General features: G+C 60.8%; 23 protein-coding genes. 9 read left to right on the forward strand and 14 right to left on the reverse strand.

Features of this window, described 5'->3' with window-relative positions; translation table 11 throughout:
* Positions 1–126 precede the first annotated feature (126 nt).
* The gene (locus ACYCCG_RS09060) at positions 127–870 is read left to right on the forward strand and encodes a carbon-nitrogen hydrolase family protein (RefSeq protein ID WP_459670091.1); all 744 of its coding nucleotides are present in this window, start codon (positions 127–129) and stop codon (positions 868–870) included.
* Entirely contained in the window at positions 867–1109 is a 243-nt protein-coding gene (locus tag ACYCCG_RS09065) for a hypothetical protein (protein ID WP_176684565.1), read from the forward strand. The genes ACYCCG_RS09060 and ACYCCG_RS09065 overlap by 4 nt, the downstream gene beginning before the upstream one ends.
* A gap of 4 nt (positions 1110–1113) precedes the next feature.
* On the opposite strand, the gene ACYCCG_RS09070 is transcribed toward ACYCCG_RS09065, so the two are convergent.
* Positions 1114–1614, reverse strand: a complete 501-nt coding sequence (locus tag ACYCCG_RS09070; protein WP_004576657.1) for a methylated-DNA--[protein]-cysteine S-methyltransferase — start codon at positions 1612–1614, stop codon at positions 1114–1116.
* Positions 1615–1684: 70 nt separating this feature from the next.
* On the reverse strand, positions 1685–2485 hold the full coding sequence (locus tag ACYCCG_RS09075) for a lipopolysaccharide biosynthesis protein (protein ID WP_176684566.1): 801 nt from the start codon (positions 2483–2485) through the stop codon (positions 1685–1687).
* A gap of 324 nt (positions 2486–2809) precedes the next feature.
* Here ACYCCG_RS09075 and ACYCCG_RS09080 point away from each other — a divergent pair, with 324 nt between their 5' ends.
* Entirely contained in the window at positions 2810–3016 is a 207-nt protein-coding gene (locus ACYCCG_RS09080) for a hypothetical protein (RefSeq protein WP_392461089.1), read from the forward strand.
* 42 nt (positions 3017–3058) lie between these two features.
* Here the strand turns inward: ACYCCG_RS09080 and ACYCCG_RS09085 are convergent, their stop codons facing one another.
* On the reverse strand, positions 3059–3418 hold the full coding sequence (locus tag ACYCCG_RS09085; RefSeq protein ID WP_176684568.1) for a hypothetical protein: 360 nt from the start codon (positions 3416–3418) through the stop codon (positions 3059–3061).
* A gap of 169 nt (positions 3419–3587) precedes the next feature.
* On the opposite strand from ACYCCG_RS09085, the gene ACYCCG_RS09090 reads away from it, so the two are divergent.
* Complete coding sequence (locus tag ACYCCG_RS09090; RefSeq protein ID WP_176684569.1) at positions 3588–3788, forward strand: hypothetical protein; 201 nt, start codon at positions 3588–3590, stop codon at positions 3786–3788.
* Positions 3789–4011: 223 nt separating this feature from the next.
* On the opposite strand, the gene ACYCCG_RS09095 is transcribed toward ACYCCG_RS09090, so the two are convergent.
* The 3 genes from ACYCCG_RS09095 to ACYCCG_RS09105 form a co-directional block, all read right to left on the reverse strand.
* The gene (locus tag ACYCCG_RS09095) at positions 4012–4320 is read right to left on the reverse strand and encodes a hypothetical protein (protein WP_209969833.1); all 309 of its coding nucleotides are present in this window, start codon (positions 4318–4320) and stop codon (positions 4012–4014) included.
* A 191-nt stretch (positions 4321–4511) separates the two neighbouring features.
* Positions 4512–4880: a hypothetical protein gene (locus tag ACYCCG_RS09100; protein WP_209966279.1), complete on the reverse strand. Its 369-nt coding sequence runs from the start codon at positions 4878–4880 to the stop codon at positions 4512–4514.
* A 403-nt stretch (positions 4881–5283) separates the two neighbouring features.
* The gene (locus ACYCCG_RS09105) at positions 5284–5571 is read right to left on the reverse strand and encodes a hypothetical protein (RefSeq protein WP_209966281.1); all 288 of its coding nucleotides are present in this window, start codon (positions 5569–5571) and stop codon (positions 5284–5286) included.
* Between the two features lie 217 nt (positions 5572–5788).
* On the opposite strand from ACYCCG_RS09105, the gene ACYCCG_RS09110 reads away from it, so the two are divergent.
* The 3 genes from ACYCCG_RS09110 to ACYCCG_RS09120 all read left to right on the forward strand — a co-directional run bounded on the left by ACYCCG_RS09110 (position 5789) and on the right by ACYCCG_RS09120 (position 7657).
* Positions 5789–6316 (forward strand): DUF3455 domain-containing protein, encoded by a 528-nt coding sequence (locus ACYCCG_RS09110; RefSeq protein ID WP_209966283.1) that lies wholly within the window; start codon positions 5789–5791, stop codon positions 6314–6316.
* Positions 6317–6419: 103 nt separating this feature from the next.
* Entirely contained in the window at positions 6420–6968 is a 549-nt protein-coding gene (locus ACYCCG_RS09115; protein ID WP_339534465.1) for a sigma-70 family RNA polymerase sigma factor, read from the forward strand.
* Entirely contained in the window at positions 6965–7657 is a 693-nt protein-coding gene (locus ACYCCG_RS09120) for an anti-sigma factor (protein WP_209966285.1), read from the forward strand. Before ACYCCG_RS09115 ends, ACYCCG_RS09120 begins: the two co-directional genes overlap by 4 nt.
* 52 nt (positions 7658–7709) lie before the next feature.
* Here ACYCCG_RS09120 and ACYCCG_RS09125 read toward each other — a convergent pair whose 3' ends face one another.
* The 7 genes from ACYCCG_RS09125 to ACYCCG_RS09155 all read right to left on the reverse strand — a co-directional run bounded on the left by ACYCCG_RS09125 (position 7710) and on the right by ACYCCG_RS09155 (position 12490).
* Positions 7710–7967 (reverse strand): hypothetical protein, encoded by a 258-nt coding sequence (locus ACYCCG_RS09125; RefSeq protein ID WP_021785589.1) that lies wholly within the window; start codon positions 7965–7967, stop codon positions 7710–7712.
* 242 nt (positions 7968–8209) lie between these two features.
* The gene (gene aroQ / locus ACYCCG_RS09130) at positions 8210–8647 is read right to left on the reverse strand and encodes a type II 3-dehydroquinate dehydratase (protein WP_010953903.1); all 438 of its coding nucleotides are present in this window, start codon (positions 8645–8647) and stop codon (positions 8210–8212) included.
* A gap of 4 nt (positions 8648–8651) precedes the next feature.
* Positions 8652–9470, reverse strand: a complete 819-nt coding sequence (aroE, locus tag ACYCCG_RS09135) for a shikimate dehydrogenase (protein ID WP_339443112.1) — start codon at positions 9468–9470, stop codon at positions 8652–8654.
* Entirely contained in the window at positions 9467–10699 is a 1233-nt protein-coding gene (locus ACYCCG_RS09140) for a CaiB/BaiF CoA transferase family protein (RefSeq protein ID WP_339443113.1), read from the reverse strand. Before ACYCCG_RS09140 ends, aroE begins: the two co-directional genes overlap by 4 nt.
* On the reverse strand, positions 10696–11151 hold the full coding sequence (locus tag ACYCCG_RS09145) for a MaoC family dehydratase (RefSeq protein ID WP_060537967.1): 456 nt from the start codon (positions 11149–11151) through the stop codon (positions 10696–10698). The genes ACYCCG_RS09140 and ACYCCG_RS09145 overlap by 4 nt, the downstream gene beginning before the upstream one ends.
* Complete coding sequence (locus ACYCCG_RS09150) at positions 11148–11546, reverse strand: VOC family protein (protein ID WP_010953899.1); 399 nt, start codon at positions 11544–11546, stop codon at positions 11148–11150. The genes ACYCCG_RS09145 and ACYCCG_RS09150 overlap by 4 nt, the downstream gene beginning before the upstream one ends.
* Complete coding sequence (locus ACYCCG_RS09155; protein ID WP_339443114.1) at positions 11543–12490, reverse strand: ketopantoate reductase family protein; 948 nt, start codon at positions 12488–12490, stop codon at positions 11543–11545. Before ACYCCG_RS09155 ends, ACYCCG_RS09150 begins: the two co-directional genes overlap by 4 nt.
* 93 nt (positions 12491–12583) lie before the next feature.
* On the opposite strand from ACYCCG_RS09155, the gene ACYCCG_RS09160 reads away from it, so the two are divergent.
* Positions 12584–13498: a LysR family transcriptional regulator gene (locus ACYCCG_RS09160; protein WP_392488268.1), complete on the forward strand. Its 915-nt coding sequence runs from the start codon at positions 12584–12586 to the stop codon at positions 13496–13498.
* Between the two features lie 183 nt (positions 13499–13681).
* Complete coding sequence (locus tag ACYCCG_RS09165) at positions 13682–14869, forward strand: MFS transporter (protein ID WP_459670098.1); 1188 nt, start codon at positions 13682–13684, stop codon at positions 14867–14869.
* A 132-nt stretch (positions 14870–15001) separates the two neighbouring features.
* On the opposite strand, the gene ACYCCG_RS09170 is transcribed toward ACYCCG_RS09165, so the two are convergent.
* Positions 15002–15943 carry a LysR family transcriptional regulator gene (locus tag ACYCCG_RS09170; RefSeq protein ID WP_459670101.1) on the reverse strand — a complete coding sequence of 314 codons (942 nt, stop codon included), beginning with the start codon at positions 15941–15943 and terminating at the stop codon, positions 15002–15004.
* Between the last annotated feature and the right edge of the window lie 55 nt (positions 15944–15998).

The following is a 15998-nucleotide window of genomic DNA, read 5'->3' on the forward strand; positions in this document are numbered from 1 at the left end:
CCGCGGCTGCGCGGATCTTGGTGCGTTGCGTTGCGCACTCGAGGCTTCCTGAAAACCCTTCACTGGTACAGGCGTTGGTGCCAATAGTATGCTCGGTACTTGAACCTCTACCAAGGAAGGGTCTTGATGAAACTGTGCGCCGTACAACTGGCGTCGCTCAAGGGCGATTTGCCAGCCAACCTCCAGCGCCATCTGGTTTGCATCGAGCAGGCTGCTGCCCTGGGTGCCGAACTGGTCGTGTTTCCCGAGCTGTCACTGACCGGCTATGAGCCGAGTGTGGCGCGTCAGGCCGCCCTACCCGTCACCTCCACGCGCCTGGACCCGCTGCAGGCAGCGTGCGACCGCTTGGGCATTACGGTTGCCGTGGGCCTGCCATTGCCGACACCCGACGGCATACGCATCGGCATGCCCATCTTCTGCCCAGGGGCGCCGCGCCAGGCCTATGCCAAACAGCGCTTGCATGATGATGAGCTGCCTTATTTCACCCCAGGTGATCAGGCATTGCTGCTGGAGGTAGGTGAACACCGGGTGGCGCCGGCGATCTGCTACGAATCGATGTTCCTGGCGCATGCCGCCGTGGCCCGGGAGCGCGGTGCCGACCTGTACCTGGTCAGCGTTGCGAAAACCGCCAAGGGTATCCGCGAGGGATATGCGCACTACCCAGAGGTGGCACGCGAGCTGGGCATGCCGGTATTGATGGCCAACTGCGTGGGGCCGGCCGACACCTTCATCGGTGCCGGCGGTTCTGCAGCATGGGACAGCCAGGGGCACTTGCTGGCCAGCCTGGATGACCACAGTGAAGGGCTGATCGTACTCGACACCCGCAGTGCCAGTGCGATCACCCTGCCCTTGGACCCGTACCTTGCATGATCTATCTGTTTCTAGCGTTGCTGAGCTACGCCTGCACCTACTACCTGGTCGGTTTGCTGATTCAGGGTCAACTCGCCGATGTGGCCGAGGGATTGCGCCATCGGCCCGATGCGCCTACGCCCGGCGAGTACCTGCGTGAGGTCGAGCCCCGCGCACGTCAGGCGCGGCGGCAATACACCCTGATCGCCGGTTCGGTGCTGGCCGTGCTGGCCTGCCTGATCGCCAGCGGGTTCGGTTGACGCCTTACAGGTCCAGCGCCAGGCTTTGCCGCCCTTCCAGCGCCAGCAGGTACTGCTTGGCCGCCAGGCCACCGGCAAAGCCGGTCAGGCTGCCCGACGCACCGATTACCCGGTGACACGGGGCGATGATCGAAATCGGGTTGCGGCCATTGGCAGCGCCTACCGCGCGTACCGCCCTGGGGTTGCCGAGCTGCCGGGCAATGTCGCTGTAGCTGCGGGTTTCGCCGAACGGTATCGCCAGCAACGCGGCCCACACCTGGCGCTGGAACTCAGTACCGGCAAAGTCCAGCGCCAGCTCGAAACGCTGGCGCTTGCCGTCAAAGTACTCACCCAGCTGGCGAGCGGTTTCCCGCAGTACCGGGCACTGGTCGTCCCGGTGCAGTGCGCCCAGGCGTACGCGGTTTTCCCGCTCCTCTTCCCACAATACGGCTGCCAGGCAATTGCCACGGGCCACAAGGGTCAGCATGCCGACGGGCGATGGCATGATCGTGAATGCGCTGGACATAGCAGGCTCCTGCAAGTTGCGACCGCTCAACTGTACGCATCCACAGTCTTTCATGCACCCGCTTTCTTGCTCAGGTAACTGCGCAGCCAGCAATGTGCCGCGCCTGGCTGAGCGTGACCTTGGGGATCAGTTCAGCGGGAATGCGTGATGTTGCCGACAGGTTGTAGACGTGGAAATGCTCGTTGACCACTTCCCTCGCCATCAGCTTCAACGACGGCAGGATGCGGCTATCCCAATGCTGGTCGAGTCCGCACGGCGAAGACGGGCCCTGGCCGTCCTCGTAAAAGCGCCCGACGCTCTGGTCAAGGTCAACCCCCACCAGCAACACTTCCTCGAAGCCCAGGTGATAGGCCAACTGCAAGGCCACATAAACCACCGTGCGGGCATCGAAAAAGCCATGGGCGAGGTCTTTACTGAAGGCGATCGAGCGGCTACGTTTGCTCCACAGTGCCCGGTTGCACACGCAACTGTCACCATGACCGCGCAAACCGTCCAGCAGGCTCGGCGTGTCGGCTTTGTGCAAGACATAACACTGGGTGTGGGCTGGCACATCGGCACGCGCATACTGCTCTGGCCACAGGGCCAGTCGTTCGCTGTCGCGCACGGCAGTGGCGAACAAGGCCGGCTGTTGCTGGCAAAAGCTTTTGTCGGTGCACACGTAGAAGAAGGGTTTGATGCCGTGTTCGGCGGTCATGGCGACCGACCCATTCATGGCGATGATGGGCAAGTGCGCAAACTCGCCCAGCGGAAAATGTTTGGCAGAAGCGCCGGAGGCAAGGATCACCACGGGGCCCTGCTGGGTATTGCGACACGCCTCGAAATCGGAGAACGCCCCGCGTTCAGCGCTTGGCTGCGACGGAAGTGTGTTCATCAATGGCATCTTTAACTGGACAGTACAAACCACAATACTGATCCGTGTATATGCCGTGGCCGCGTTTACCTGACGTTACCTGGGTGAACTCAAGTCAACCGCCATCCCTTGTTTGGCGGGGTTTCAGCCTGGCGAATACCGGCTGGTCCAACTGCCATAACAGACCACCCCGGTGAAAAAGTGTTCCCCTACTGTGGATCAGGAATAGCGATAACCATCACCGATGGTGACGGACGGGTACTAAGCGCCTTTCGTCATGAGCCTGCTTGATGCTTACCACTGGCGAGACTAATACTTAAACATCTGCCTGGGGAGGCACGAAAAATGCAACCAAGATTCGTTATCGTTCCCGCTGTGCCGATCGAAAAGGAGTCGTTCCGCGTAGGCAGCCGCTACTACGCCGCTACCGTTTGTGGAGGGTTCGACATTTATGACAATCAGGCAAAGGAGCGGCTCAAGCCAAGCTACCCGAGCCGGAAGGAGGCGCAGGTGAAGTGCGAGCATTTGAACAAGCGGGATGAGGCGGGGTAACCGCAGGAGATCTGCGCGGCTCAGCAAGCTCGGGTTACTGACTCAGTCCAGACATTCCTTGGCAGCCTGGCGTAACTTGTCGCCAGACAGAAAGCTGCCCTTGTAGAAGGTCGCGCGGCTGCCCTCACGAGCTTCGACTACGTCAAGCACATCGTCGCTTGCCACGGCGCTTGGCGCCGTGAGCCGGTAGCCGTGGGCTATCGACTTCTGCGTGGCCTGGGGTGCCAGCGCCTGCCATTTGGGCAGGACACAGGCGGCGTACTGCTGCGGCGACTTTTGGGTAAGTTTGCTGGCTGTGGGTTTGCCAGGGGTTGCGCAACCGGCGAGGCTGGCAACCAACACCGTGGCGATAAAAATACGAAAGTCAGGCATTTGCAATCGACCGTTATGGATAGGCTGCATTCTAACGGCGGTGACGCCGCGTTACTAATCAACCAAAGTCTTGCTGCAGGACGGCGCCCAAGCGGGGACAGTGTAGCGCACCTGATATTTCTGCCAGTAGCCGGGGGCACGCCGCAACAGTGAAACTCCCGAGGGACATCACACCACGACTCGGCAGGGGCTTCAGACCATGCAAACCAACGCCAACCACACTCAGTTCTTCTATCAGAATGGCAAACTCGTCACCCTTAAAACCGGTGAACAAGGCCGTAGCCTCTTTCGCTCGCCGGACGTACCCCTTGCCGAGCGACAATCAGACGACACCGACGCCGGCGGATTGCTGGCAACTGACGACAAGGGTTCGGTGCTGCAGGTACAGCAGAAAAGCTGAAGTCGTCATGATGCTCCGGCCCCATTGCGAACCAAACGCGGGCTCAGGGCTTGGCTCCCCTGTACAACACGATGGCTGCTATATCCAGGGCCAGCACACTGCCGACAATCACGAACATGATGTACTGATCTTCAGAGAGCATTGCCGTATCCCCCAAATGCGCCGGTTTCAAAGGGGTATGCAATTACTGATCCCGTCAGCACATCAGGTAACGAACTGCGACTCAGCTGAACTTCAACTTGACCACTTTGCTCAGCGCCCAGCCACTGAAGACATAGAACGCATCCAGGTAGAAGCGCCCTGCATAGTTGGTCAACGGCGTTTGATTCAATAGCACATCAGGCTCGGGCGCAGGAGGAAACAGCGCATAAAAGCCGTTGGGCAGAACTGCCAGCGCCAGCAATAACAGGTAAGTCGAGGCTTGTAGCAGGGTGGCACGCTTACTGGATCTGGCTGACCACTTCAGCCCGTAGTAGGCCACCAGGCCGGCAACAGGCAAAACCCAGAAATGCGTCGGAATCCCAATGAACATTTCAGCGACTACGCTTCTTGCTTCCACCTGCGACTCTCCATCCAAATGCATCGATTATTACGGGTGGGGCCGGCAAATGCAAAAAACAACGCTGCTCAAGCCATAGGCCGTTTCTTGGGCACGCAAGGTTATTCGCCCCTCAGACAAGAAGCCCGCTCTCGACGGCGGGCTTTTTGACTTGGGTCTGAGATTTACGCTTTTGAACACATCAGTGCAGCATCCAGCAACCTGCCATGGTCGTACCAGGCATCACGTTGATAGGCCGTGAAGTGGCGCTCGCTTCCCGTGCCCCGCAACTCTACAAGACCCTCTGCCTTGTCGGGGTCAGTGCTTTCGACGAAAAGCCTGACCGCGTTATCACCCTCGACTTCATAGGTTTTCACATTCCCTTGTAGCTCGCCTTTGACGCAGCCCAGATAGGCGGGTGGGCTTTTCATGGTAGTGCCAGCCGTATAATCGTGGCTGTCACGCACATCAGGGTTTTGTGCGCAGCCTGCCGTGAACAACGTGGCTACCCCGGACACAAGTAGTGCGCCTGCTAGCGATCTTGAGTTTCTCATGCGACACGCTCCTGCAGCCCCATCGAAAACTGGGAAATGTTGCCAAGCAGCCTGCCCTTTTTTTGGTTTTGGTGTGCCCATGTTACTGCGCCATGACGACCGTGCATCAGGTTTGTTAGCTATATAGGTTTCGGGGCGTTTCCCTCACGCCCTGCCTTGCCCCCGATTACGAGTAAGGCCTACCCCATAACCGGGGTCAGGGGATGGCATTGAGAAACACATAAGTCGCCGCCAAATCCAGTACCAGCACAGCAACCACGCTGAAAATCATGTAATAGCGGTCATCCTGAGTCATGTCTGCGTACCCCGCATGATCAATGTCTCAGGGGTCACAGCAATTCCCGTTCCAGCGCCCTGATGCAGCCCGCTGACACTGCGCCAGCCCAACCGCGCAATCGCGCAGTCAGTCCTTGATCTGGCATACGCCATTGGCTTTGTTCTTGCCGGTATACGAGACGTCAGGCGAGCCGTCCGGGTTGATCGACAACGATACCGTTACCCCGCCGCCTTTGGCCTCGAAATAGTTGTCATTGAATTTCTTCAGCTTGGCCTCCTTGCCATTGATGTAGACGGGCCCGCCTTTATCGGCATGGACCTCGATATTTCCGGGGCATGTTGCATTCAACAGCGGAATACCGGCATGGGCAACGCCCGACGCGGTGAACAACAGGCCTAGTAACAAACGCTTCATCTGCAGTGTCCTCATGGGGTTGGCGGGGTGCGAGCATTAACGCCGTCCTGCAATGGCGAAGATGCTCATGATTCGTTCGAGATTGTAGGCGAGCACAGGCAGGCTCATCGCGCTACGTATATTTTTTTCATTCAGTGCATCCAGCCCGGCCGTTGGCGGGTATTGCTAATGGGCGGCCTCTGACTGCCCAGCCCAATGACTTTCAGGAGCACTGTCCATGAACTTCAAATACTCCGCCTGTGTGCTTGCCTGCAGCCTCGCCCTTGCGCTGCCACCCGCCCACGCCCAGTCCGCGCTGCCAGAATCGGTCAAAGTCCCTGATGGTCATCGGGTCCTGCTCGAAACCGTCGGCGTCGGCGAGATCACCTACGAGTGCCGCGACAAGGCCAACACCCCCGGTCAGACCGAATGGACTTTCGTCGGCCCCAAGGCAGTGCTCAATGACCGTGCCGGTAAACAGGTGGGCGACTACTTTGGCCCACCCGCTACCTGGCAGGCCAAGGATGGCTCGAAAGTCACCGGCACCCAGCTGGCAGTGGCACCAGCGGACAAAGGCGCCATTCCTTATCAACTGGTCAAGGCCAACCCGGCCGAGGGCAAAGGCGCCATGCAGGGGGTCAGCTATATCCAGCGCCTGGCCACCCGCGGCGGTGTGGCGCCGTCAATCGACTGCACGGCGCAGAACAAAGGTGCCAGGCAGATCGTCCAGTACCAGGCTGACTATGTGTTCTGGACAGCCAAGTGAAGCGCACTTGAGCCTACGCCCTGCGAGTGATGATCTACGCTCGATGGCAAGCCCCCGGCTGGATGGCCGGGGTACCTTGCCTTACACAAGGAAGCCACACACGTTGAACTCGCCGGCCACCCCCTTCGACTTCCACCGCTGCCTGTTAGCCTGTGCACAGGGTGATCGGCGGGCCCTGCAGGCGCTCTACGATCACGAAGGCGCGCGCCTGCTTGGCGTTGCCCGGCGTATCGCACGTGACGACGCCACCGCAGAAGACATCGTCCACGATGCGATCATCCGCATCTGGACCCGCGCTGCCAGCTACGACCCGGCGCGCGGCTCGGCTCGAGGCTGGATCTACAGCATTACCCGCCACCTGGCACTGAATTCGATACGCGATACCCGCCGTGAAACTGTGCTGACCGATGCCGACACCGAAACTGCGTCAACATTGCACGGGAGGGTTGATGACCTTGACCTCTGGTCCGGCTCAGCAAAGATCTACCGCTGCCTTGCACAACTGCAGCCCGCACCGCAGCGCTGCATCCTGCACGCCTACGTGGACGGCTGCAGCCACGCCGAGATAGCCGGTTTATTGGGCGCGCCACTGGGCACTGTCAAGGCCTGGATCAAACGCAGCCTCAAAGCGCTACGGGAGTGTCTGGAATGAAGCCCGATTCTGCCGAAGAACTGGACAGCCTCGCCGGGGAATATGTGCTGGGGACCTTGTCGCCGGAGCAATATGCCGCAGCGGCCGAACGCCTGCGTACCGACCCCGCGCTCCGCGCCGCCGTGGATGCCTGGGAGGCCCGGCTGCTGGAGCTGACCGCGTTGTCTACCCCGCAACCACCAAGCCCACGTCTGTGGCGCCGTATCCAGCGCAGCCTCGATGAGCTACCCGCACCGCGCACGCAGACTCGCTTGTGGCAACGCCTCGGCCTGTGGCAAGGGCTCAGCGCCGCGGGGCTGGCTGCAAGCCTGCTGCTGGCGTTTACCTTGCTGACCACGCCCCCCTCTACCACGGAATACTTGGTGGTGCTGGTGGCGCCGAATAGCCAGGCCCCCGGCTGGGTGGTGCAGGCCAGCGACAGCCACATGATCGAACTGCTGCCGCTGGGCCAGGACACGGTCCCCGATGGCATGGCCTTGCAGTTCTGGACCAAGGGCGAGCAATGGCGTGCCCCGGTTTCGCTTGGCCTGGTCAAACCGGGCGAACCCTATCGGGTTCCGCTGCAAAGCCTGCCACCCTTGGAGGCCAATCAATTGTTCGAGCTGACGCTGGAGAAAGCCGGTGGCTCTCCTACCGGACTGCCGACAGGGCCGGTGAAGTTCATTGGTCGGGCGGTGAAAGTGATATGACACGAAAGGGCCGCAGAACGCGACTGCGGCCTTCGCAAGGCTGGACCTATGGTCAGGCGCGGATCACCTCGAGGCGATCCCGCCCAGCCTCTGTGATGGCGTTCTCTCCTTCATCGCTGATGCGATAACGTCCTGACACCATTTTGGTAATTGAGAACCGGACCAGCCCGCTTTGGGACAAGGCTTGGCCTGCTTCGAAGCTCATCGCCTGCTCCAGGTCGAAGATCTTGATTTCTCCGATCTTGTAGCGTGCAAACGCGACCAAGGCGTTATCCAGTTCTTGTTGACTGATCGTTGTAGCGACTTCCATTCGACCTCCCAGGTCATGAGAGCCCCGGTCCGTGGGGTTGAAGGCAACGAACCGGGTGGCTTGTTGAAGGCGGACCGTACTATGCAGTCACGGAAGTCGCTACTGGCTTTCCATCCATGCTGGATGGGTAGGCAGCACGACAGCCGCCACACCTACGGTCACTTCAGGAGCCGTCGCCGCATGCCCCGCGTCACCTGCTTCGCGGGTAAAACCGCTCAGAGCTCCGAGCCATGCGGCCCTGCTCAGACCATGCTCATCGCCGCACGCAGCGCCAGCAGGTAGGTTTCGACACCAAACCCGCAGATCTGCCCGCGCACCACCTCGGCAAATACCGAGTGATGGCGGAATGGCTCCCTGGCATGAATGTTGGACATGTGCACTTCAACCACCGGCACTTCGATAATGGCCAGCGCATCACGAATGCCGTAGCTGTAATGGGTCCAGGCACCGGCATTGATCAGCACCGCATCTACCCGGTCCTCATAGGCCTGATGGATGCGTTCGCACATGGCGCCTTCGAAGTTGCTCTGGAAGCTCTCAACCTGCGCCCCCAGCTCTTCGCCCAGGGCCTGCAATGCCTGGTCGATATCGGCCAGGGTCGCTGTGCCGTACTGGCGCGGGTCGCGCTTGCCGAACATGTTGTGGTTGATGCCATGCAGCATCAGTACATTGGCGACCATCGACCTACTCCAAGGGAATCGTCAGCTGATCGATCACCGCACATGTGTCGGGCCGCACCCCGCGCCACCAGGCAAACGCCTCGGCGGCCTGCTCCACCAGCATGCCGACGCCATCGGCCAGGCGCGCCTGGCCCTGCTCGCGGGCCAGGCGCAGGAAAGGCGTGAGGCCTTTGCCATAGGCCAGCTCGTAGGCCAAGGCCGCCTCGCCCAGCACATCAGCCGGCAGTGGCGGCAAGTCAGCGGTCAGGCTCGCCGAGGTGGCGTTGACCACGATGTCGAACGATTGCCCTTCCAGCGCTTCGTAGCGGCTGGTGCGCAGAAGCGGGTGATCGAGCTCGTTACGCAGCGCCAGCGCCTTGGCCATGTCCCGGTTGGCGATTACCAGCTCACGTGGCCCCGCCTGCAGGAACGGCAGCAACGCCCCGCGCACCGCGCCGCCAGCGCCCAACAGCAGCACACGGCGGTTGCGCAGCGGCTCGCCAAGGTTCTGCTCGATGTCCCGCAGCAAACCGATGCCATCGAAGTTCTCGGCGACGATGCGGCCATCCTCGAACTTCAGCGCATTCGCCGCTCGTGCCAATTGCGCCCGCTCGCTGCGCCGGTCGGCCAGCTCGAAGGCACGCAACTTGAACGGGGCGGTGATGTTCATGCCCTGCCCGCCTTCGCTACCAAACTGCAGCACCTGGGCTTCGAAGTTGTCCAGCGAGCCTTCGATAGCCCCGTATTCCAGCTGCTGGTTGCTGGCCTGGGCGAACAGGCCATGAATCAGCGGGGACTTGGTGTGATTGATCGGTCGGCCGATCACTGCGTAGCGGTCGCTCATCGTGCATCTCCGTGGGTATACAACACGCCATCCGCCTGCAAGGCAGTGATTTCTTCAGGGCTGAAGCCAAGCCCGGCGGCCACTTCGGCGTTGTGCTGGCCAAGGTCCGGGGCTACTTGGTGAATCGTGGTGTCGCAGTCGGAAAAGCGGAACGGCAGGTTGGCCAGGCGCAGCGTGCCGTAGCGTGGGTGCTGCTGCTCGATGACCATGTTGCGTGCCTGGATCTGCGGGTCGGCCAGCACTTCGTCGATGCGTTGGACCTTGGCACTGGGGATGTCGATGGCATCGAGCAACGCCAGTATTTCGGCCACACGACGCGCGCCGACCCAGTCGCGGACCACCGCCAGGATCGCCTCGCGGTGGGCGTTGCGGCCGTTGAGGCTGTGGTAGCGGCGGTCGCTGCCGAACCCAGGCGGGCCGCCGTTGGCTTCGAGCATGGCCGCGAAGCGTTGCCAGGCATCGTCGACCTGGGCAGCGATCACCAGGTCGCCGTCGGTGGCGCGGAACACGCCGTACAGGGTCGAGGTGGGCATGTCGTGGCCGGTCTGCTGGGGCAACACAGTGCCACCGGACAGCGTGTAACATTGCACCGCGTATTCGTGCATCGACACCAGGGTGTCGTATAGCGCCATGTCGATGTGCTGGCCACGGCCACTGCTCACCCGGCCGAGCAGCGCGGCATTGATCGCCGCCACCGCGTGGATGCCGGTGTACATGTCGCCCAGGGAAATACGCAGCAGCGGCGGTGCCTCGCCCGGCACGCCAACCATCTGCATGATCCCGCTCTTGGCCTCGGCGATCAGGCCGAAGCCGGCGCGGTGGGCGTCCGGCCCGGTATGGCCGTAGGCGGAAATCGAGCAGTACACCAGCCGCGGGTTGCGCGCCGACAGCTCGGCGTAGCCCAGGCCCAGCTTGTCCAGGGCGCCGGGGCGGTAGTTCTCGATGAACACGTCGGCCGAATCGGTCAGGCGCTGCATGAACGCCTTGCCGCGCGGATCCTTCATGTTGACGCTGACGCCCTGCTTGCCCATGTTCAGCTGCAGGAAATAGCCGCTCTGCTGGTCGTCCAGGGTGAACGCATGCTGGCGGCCAGCGTCGCCGCTACCCGGCCGCTCGACCTTGATCACCTCTGCGCCGAGCGCCGCCAGGCAACGGCCGACATAGGGGCCGGCGAGGAAGTGGCTGTAGTCAATGACGCGGATACCCGCCAATGGCAATGCCTGGCTCATGCTGCTGCCCTCCGCGGCACCATCAACCGGTGCTCGCCACGTTGCACGACTTCACCGTGCTGGTTGATCAGCTCCGAAGGCAGCACCACGATGCCCCAGCCAGGTCGGCTGTTGCTCGGGCGCATCGCACCCACCCGCATACGTACGTGGAGCACGTCGTTGACCTTGATCGGCAGCACGAAGTCCCAGGTCCAGCCCAGCGACATGCCCGGCACGAAGCGATACTCGCACTGGGTCTTCAGGCCGTCGGCGATCGACAGCCCGAACAGGCCGTGGGCGACCAGGCAGCCAAAGTGGCTGGCGTTGGCGTAGGCCTCATCGACATGCACCGGGGTGTGGTCGCCGGTGAGGTCGGCGTAGGCCAGGATGCGTTCGCGGGTCACGGTGTAGGTCGGGCTGATGCACTCATCGCCTTCGCGGGCGTCGTCCCAGTACTTTTCAATCACGCTCATGCCTGCACCTCCGCGCGCGGGTCGATGGCCAGTGCCTGGGCTACGCATTTGGCCGGCAGCGCCTGGATGAACTCCACCGCCAGGCCATCAGGCAGGCGCAGCCAGTTGCGGCCCTGGGGCATCTCACTGACGCCAAAGCGTTGGGCGGCGGCCAGCGCCGCTTCCAGGTCTTCGCACATGATGCCCAGGTGCGCCAGGCGCCCTTCCGGGCCAGCGAAGTCCGGCTGGTGAATGAACTGCAGGCCGCCGAGTGTCCAGTACTGCGCCGGTTGCTCGACGTCACCCTGCACTTCACGCATGGTCATGCCGCACACCTCGCTGAAAAAGCGGATATGCCACTGAATGTCCTGCACCCAGAACGCCACGTGTTCGAGGTAGGCTTTTGGCTGGCTCATGGAGTTTCCCTCTTCTGCTGATCGGCCATGGCGCGCTCGATACCCTTGATGCAGGCCACCAGGGTCGCGTTGACCGGCGTGGCCACGCCATGGCGCTGGCCCCAGCGCACGACGGAGCCGTTGATGAAGTCGATTTCGGTGATCGAGTTTTTTTCCAGGCTCTGCAGCATCGAGGTGCGGAAGCTCGCCGGCAGGCCTTCGGCGGCCAGTGTCCAGGCAGCTTCGGGGTTGGTCAGGCTCAAGCGGATGCCGGCGCGCTCGGCCACGGCGATGGCCTCGGCCACAGCGGCCTTGGCGGTACTTTCCAGCAGCGGCTCGCTGTATAGCTGGCCGTAGCTGAGCATGGTGATGCCGCTCAATGCACCGGTGGCGACGTTGACCAGCAGCTTGTCCCACATGGTGCCGAGGATGTTGTCGCTGACCGTGGTGGCCAGCCCGGCGTTGCTGAACGCTTCGGCGATGGCCTGCACGCGCGGCGTCAGCTGGCCGTCGAGCTCACCGATGAAAGTCTGTTTGCCGGCGACACCGGCGCGGACCGAGCCCGGCGCGAGCAGCACGCCGCCGACATAGGTCTTGCCAGCCAGCACCCGCTCACGCCCCACCGCCTCGGCCAGGATATCCTCGTGGCCGAGGCCGTTCTGCAGCGACAGTACCAGCGTCTGCGGCCCGATCAGCGCGACAGCGCCGGCGATGGCCTCGGCGGTGTGAAACGACTTCACCAGCACCACCACCAAATCGGTTACGCCGACGTCTTCGGCTTCGATGGCCGCGTTGACCGCCACATAGCGCTCGCCCCGTTCGTCCTGCACCCGCAGACCATGCTGGTTCATCGCCTCGACATGCGCGCGGCCGCGGTTCAGCAGCCAGGTTTCATGCCCTGCCTCGCTCAGGGCCGCGCCAATGGCGCTCCCCAGTGCTCCGGCACCCAGAATGCAGATTTTCACGTCGCAGACCTCCTGTGATTTGCGATCACCTTATGCAGCAGGGGTTATTTGCGCTATACAATGACCTCAATACAATTATTGAGAAACGCAATGATGGCTACCCTGGAGGCCCTGCCCGAACCCAAGCTGCTGCAGCTGTTCGACGTGCTGTACCACTGCCGCAGCGTGACCCGCGCCGCCGAACAGCTAGGGCAGAGCCAGCCGACCATCAGCATCTGGCTGGCGCGCCTGCGCGAGCAATTGAACGACCCGCTGTTCGTGCGCACGCCGGGCGGCATGGCCCCTACCCCGCGTGCCGATCAGCTGATAGGGCCGTGCCGCGAGGTACTGGAATCGCTGCGCCGGCTGACCGCCTGGGAGCCGCAGTTCATCGCCGCCACGGCGCAGCGGCGCTTTCGCCTGTGTGTCAGCGATGCCAGCCATATCACCTTGCTGCCAAGCATCCTCAACCATCTGCGCAGCCATGCGCCGGGCATCCGCCTGGAGGCGGCGCGGATCGACGGCAATACCGAGAGCGCGCTGGAATCGGGCGAAGCGGACCTGGCCATCGGCTTCGTGCCCTGGCTGGGAGGGGGGATGTACCAGCAGGTGCTGTTCGAGCAGGACTGGGTGTGCCTGAGCAATCCGCAGCATCCGCGCCTGGGCAATGGCATGAGCCTGGAGCGGTATCGGGCCGAGGGGCATGTGCAGATCAGTTTCGGCACCGGGCAGAAGCTGCTGGAAGCGGGATTGGCGCGGGCCGGGATCGAACGGCGGATCATGCTGGAGCTGCCAGCGTTTCTCGGGTTAGGGATGATAATCGGGACTACCGATCTGCTAGGCACCTTGCCCCGGCATATCGGGCAGACACTGGCCGATATGCATGGGCTACAGGTCCATGACTGCCCGTTCGAAGTGGAGGGGTTCACGGTCAAACAGCATTGGCATGCCCGATATCATCAGGACAATGGAAATCGATGGTTGAGGGACGTCGTGCGCGGATTGTTTCAGCAAGCAAGCCAAGCATGATCCAGTATCGACTTGGAAGGCTGCAACCTGGAGAGCCAGTGGGGACGCACATATGTACTCCGCTCAATTGACATCAGGCCCCTTCATTGATGAAAGATTGTCCTCAGAGAGAGGAAAAACCGCCAAAGATAGGCAAATTAATAATCAATAGACTGGCGGGCATTTCCACCGGGGCATCCGCATATGTCTGCATATGAATCCTTTTCTCAAGCTGCTTCTCCCACGAAGGGCGCTGGGCTGAGCATCTCAATCCTGGCCCTCTCGGCCTTTCTCATCGTAACGACCGAGTTTCTGATCGTGGGCTTGCTGCCTGCGCTTGCCCGAGATCTTGATATTTCAATTTCTGTAGCAGGGCAATTGGTTACCCTTTTTGCCTTCACCGTCATGATCTTCGGCCCGCCCCTGACCGCTGCGCTTTCTCACCTTGATCGAAAGAAATTGTTCATCTCGATCTTGCTGATCTTCGCCATAGCGAACGCCCTGGCGGCAGTGTCCGACAGCTTCTGGCTCCTCTCTGTGGCCCGCGTAGTGCCTGCGTTAGCACTACCAGTTTTCTGGGGAACTGCCAGTGAAACTGCTGGGCAGCTTGTAAGCCCACAGCAATCTGGCCAAGCTATCTCGAAGGTCTACCTGGGTATTTCGGCGGCAATGCTGCTCGGTATTCCGTTGGGCACCATTGTGTCGAATGCGATTGGCTGGAGAGGTGCGTTTTGGTTATTGGCAGGTTTGTCGCTGATCATGGCGCTAGCGATGTGGGTGTGCATGCCCACAGTCGCGCGTACCGCGAAAGTGGATTTTTTGAAGCAAGCACGCATCTTTAAAGAAACCTATTTCCTTTCGAATGTGCTCCTCTCGATTGTGGTGTTTACGGCTATGTTCACCGCTTATACCTACCTAGCCGATGTCCTTGAAAGAGTCGCAGGCGTGGCTCCGGAGCATGTCGGATGGTGGCTGATGGCATTTGGCGCAATCGGCCTGATCGGAAACTGGGTCGGTGGAAAGGCCGTCGACAAATCTCCAATCAAAGCAACTGCGCGCTTCCTGATAGTGCTGGCGATTGGCATGGCCGCGATTGTTCCACTCGCACATGCAGGCATGATTTTCTGCGTTGCTCTCGGCCTCTGGGGTATTGCCAATACCGCGCTTTATCCGGTAAGCCAGGTGCGAGTCATGAATTCGGTTTCCCACTCTCAAGCACTGGCGGGCACAACCAACGTATCGGCAGCAAACGCAGGTATCGGCATCGGCGCCATTGTTGGAGGGATGACGATTGCAAGCCTCGGCGTTGAATACCTAGGCTACATGGCATCTGGTGTGGCAGTGATTGCCTTGGCGCTGATACCTATCGTTCGCAAGCTTGCCCCAAAATAATCAGCACACAGCGGTCTTCTGCACCGCCTAGGCTGTTTTCAACGCAGCATGAACAAGTATCAAGGCTTTTCGTACAGAGCCCAGGCGTCTGAACGGAGCAGAATCGTGCATGATTACTGCTCCGTCAGGCGTTCAGCCTAAAAGCGGCTCAGGCGGTTGTGCGCCGTGCGGTGTTAGCCTGGGGAGCAGATAGTCCAGTAGCACGCGAACTTTTGGTTGCCCTTCCCGGCTTTTCAACCAGACCAGATTCATCGGTAAGCCATCGGTGGCTAGATCTGGCAGCACCTCTACGAGCTTTCCTTGGTCAATGTGACGCTGAGTTAGCCACGTCGGTAATTGACCTATACCGTGTCCGGCAAGCACCGCTGCTACTTCGCCTTCGCCATCCCCAACCGCAATACGGGTGTAGACCGTTCGACGCTCCATTTCGCCCGGCTGACGCCCTTTAAAAAACCAAGGGCTGACAAATCCATCGCTTTGCCCGTATCCAACACAATGATGGTGGTCGAGATCACGCTCGTATTGCGGTGTGCCATGTCGCTCCAGGTACTCCGGGGACGCGCAGAAGATCAGCCGCTGGGCCCCGAAATACTGATGGCCAAGATTTGCTGGCCAGGCATCAGAGCCTCCAATCCGCACGACGATATCGATGCCCTCGTACACAGGGTCAATGAACCGATCAGTGAAAGAAATGTGGGGTTGCAGCATGGGGTGAAGACGGACAAAGTCCATGATCAAGGGGAGAACGTGTAGCCGCCCATAGGAGGCAGGAAGGTCGATCCGCACCCTGCCATGCGGCTCATTACCCTCGGCTGTAATCACATGCTCGACTTCTTCGAGATCTGTCAAAACTGATGTGCACGTCCTGTAGAAGACGATACCGGCCTCGGTAAGAGCCAGCGTCCGGGTCGTGCGGTTGAACAGACGAGTTCCGAGGCGACTCTCCAAACGTGCCACGCTTTTGCTTACGGCCGAGCTTGTGAGACTCAGTCGTTCGGCAGCAGCGGTGAAGCTACCGAAATCAGCTACAGCGACAAAGACATCAATACCTTTCAGTCGCTCAGACGAGTACATCGCAGTCTCCATTATTGAATAGCATTCCAGACACTTCGGAAATAATTGCCCAGAT

The sequence above is a fragment of the Pseudomonas sp. VEM90 genome (assembly GCF_054611535.1).

Coding starts and splice junctions, on each gene's coding strand:
- ACYCCG_RS09145 (WP_060537967.1), bottom strand. CDS start 11,151: ATGAGCGTGATTGAAAAGTACTGGGACGACGCCCGCGAAGGCGATGAG.
- ACYCCG_RS09095 (WP_209969833.1), bottom strand. CDS start 4,320: ATGTTCATTGGGATTCCGACGCATTTCTGGGTTTTGCCTGTTGCCGGC.
- ACYCCG_RS09150 (WP_010953899.1), bottom strand. CDS start 11,546: ATGAGCCAGCCAAAAGCCTACCTCGAACACGTGGCGTTCTGGGTGCAG.
- ACYCCG_RS09080 (WP_392461089.1), top strand. CDS start 2,810: ATGCAACCAAGATTCGTTATCGTTCCCGCTGTGCCGATCGAAAAGGAG.
- ACYCCG_RS09160 (WP_392488268.1), top strand. CDS start 12,584: ATGGCTACCCTGGAGGCCCTGCCCGAACCCAAGCTGCTGCAGCTGTTC.
- ACYCCG_RS09110 (WP_209966283.1), top strand. CDS start 5,789: ATGAACTTCAAATACTCCGCCTGTGTGCTTGCCTGCAGCCTCGCCCTT.
- ACYCCG_RS09120 (WP_209966285.1), top strand. CDS start 6,965: ATGAAGCCCGATTCTGCCGAAGAACTGGACAGCCTCGCCGGGGAATAT.
- ACYCCG_RS09085 (WP_176684568.1), bottom strand. CDS start 3,418: ATGCAGCCTATCCATAACGGTCGATTGCAAATGCCTGACTTTCGTATT.
- aroQ (WP_010953903.1), bottom strand. CDS start 8,647: ATGGTCGCCAATGTACTGATGCTGCATGGCATCAACCACAACATGTTC.
- ACYCCG_RS09060 (WP_459670091.1), top strand. CDS start 127: ATGAAACTGTGCGCCGTACAACTGGCGTCGCTCAAGGGCGATTTGCCA.
- aroE (WP_339443112.1), bottom strand. CDS start 9,470: ATGAGCGACCGCTACGCAGTGATCGGCCGACCGATCAATCACACCAAG.
- ACYCCG_RS09125 (WP_021785589.1), bottom strand. CDS start 7,967: ATGGAAGTCGCTACAACGATCAGTCAACAAGAACTGGATAACGCCTTG.
- ACYCCG_RS09065 (WP_176684565.1), top strand. CDS start 867: ATGATCTATCTGTTTCTAGCGTTGCTGAGCTACGCCTGCACCTACTAC.
- ACYCCG_RS09075 (WP_176684566.1), bottom strand. CDS start 2,485: ATGAACACACTTCCGTCGCAGCCAAGCGCTGAACGCGGGGCGTTCTCC.
- ACYCCG_RS09100 (WP_209966279.1), bottom strand. CDS start 4,880: ATGAGAAACTCAAGATCGCTAGCAGGCGCACTACTTGTGTCCGGGGTA.
- ACYCCG_RS09090 (WP_176684569.1), top strand. CDS start 3,588: ATGCAAACCAACGCCAACCACACTCAGTTCTTCTATCAGAATGGCAAA.
- ACYCCG_RS09165 (WP_459670098.1), top strand. CDS start 13,682: ATGTCTGCATATGAATCCTTTTCTCAAGCTGCTTCTCCCACGAAGGGC.
- ACYCCG_RS09170 (WP_459670101.1), bottom strand. CDS start 15,943: ATGTACTCGTCTGAGCGACTGAAAGGTATTGATGTCTTTGTCGCTGTA.
- ACYCCG_RS09070 (WP_004576657.1), bottom strand. CDS start 1,614: ATGTCCAGCGCATTCACGATCATGCCATCGCCCGTCGGCATGCTGACC.
- ACYCCG_RS09140 (WP_339443113.1), bottom strand. CDS start 10,699: ATGAGCCAGGCATTGCCATTGGCGGGTATCCGCGTCATTGACTACAGC.
- ACYCCG_RS09105 (WP_209966281.1), bottom strand. CDS start 5,571: ATGAAGCGTTTGTTACTAGGCCTGTTGTTCACCGCGTCGGGCGTTGCC.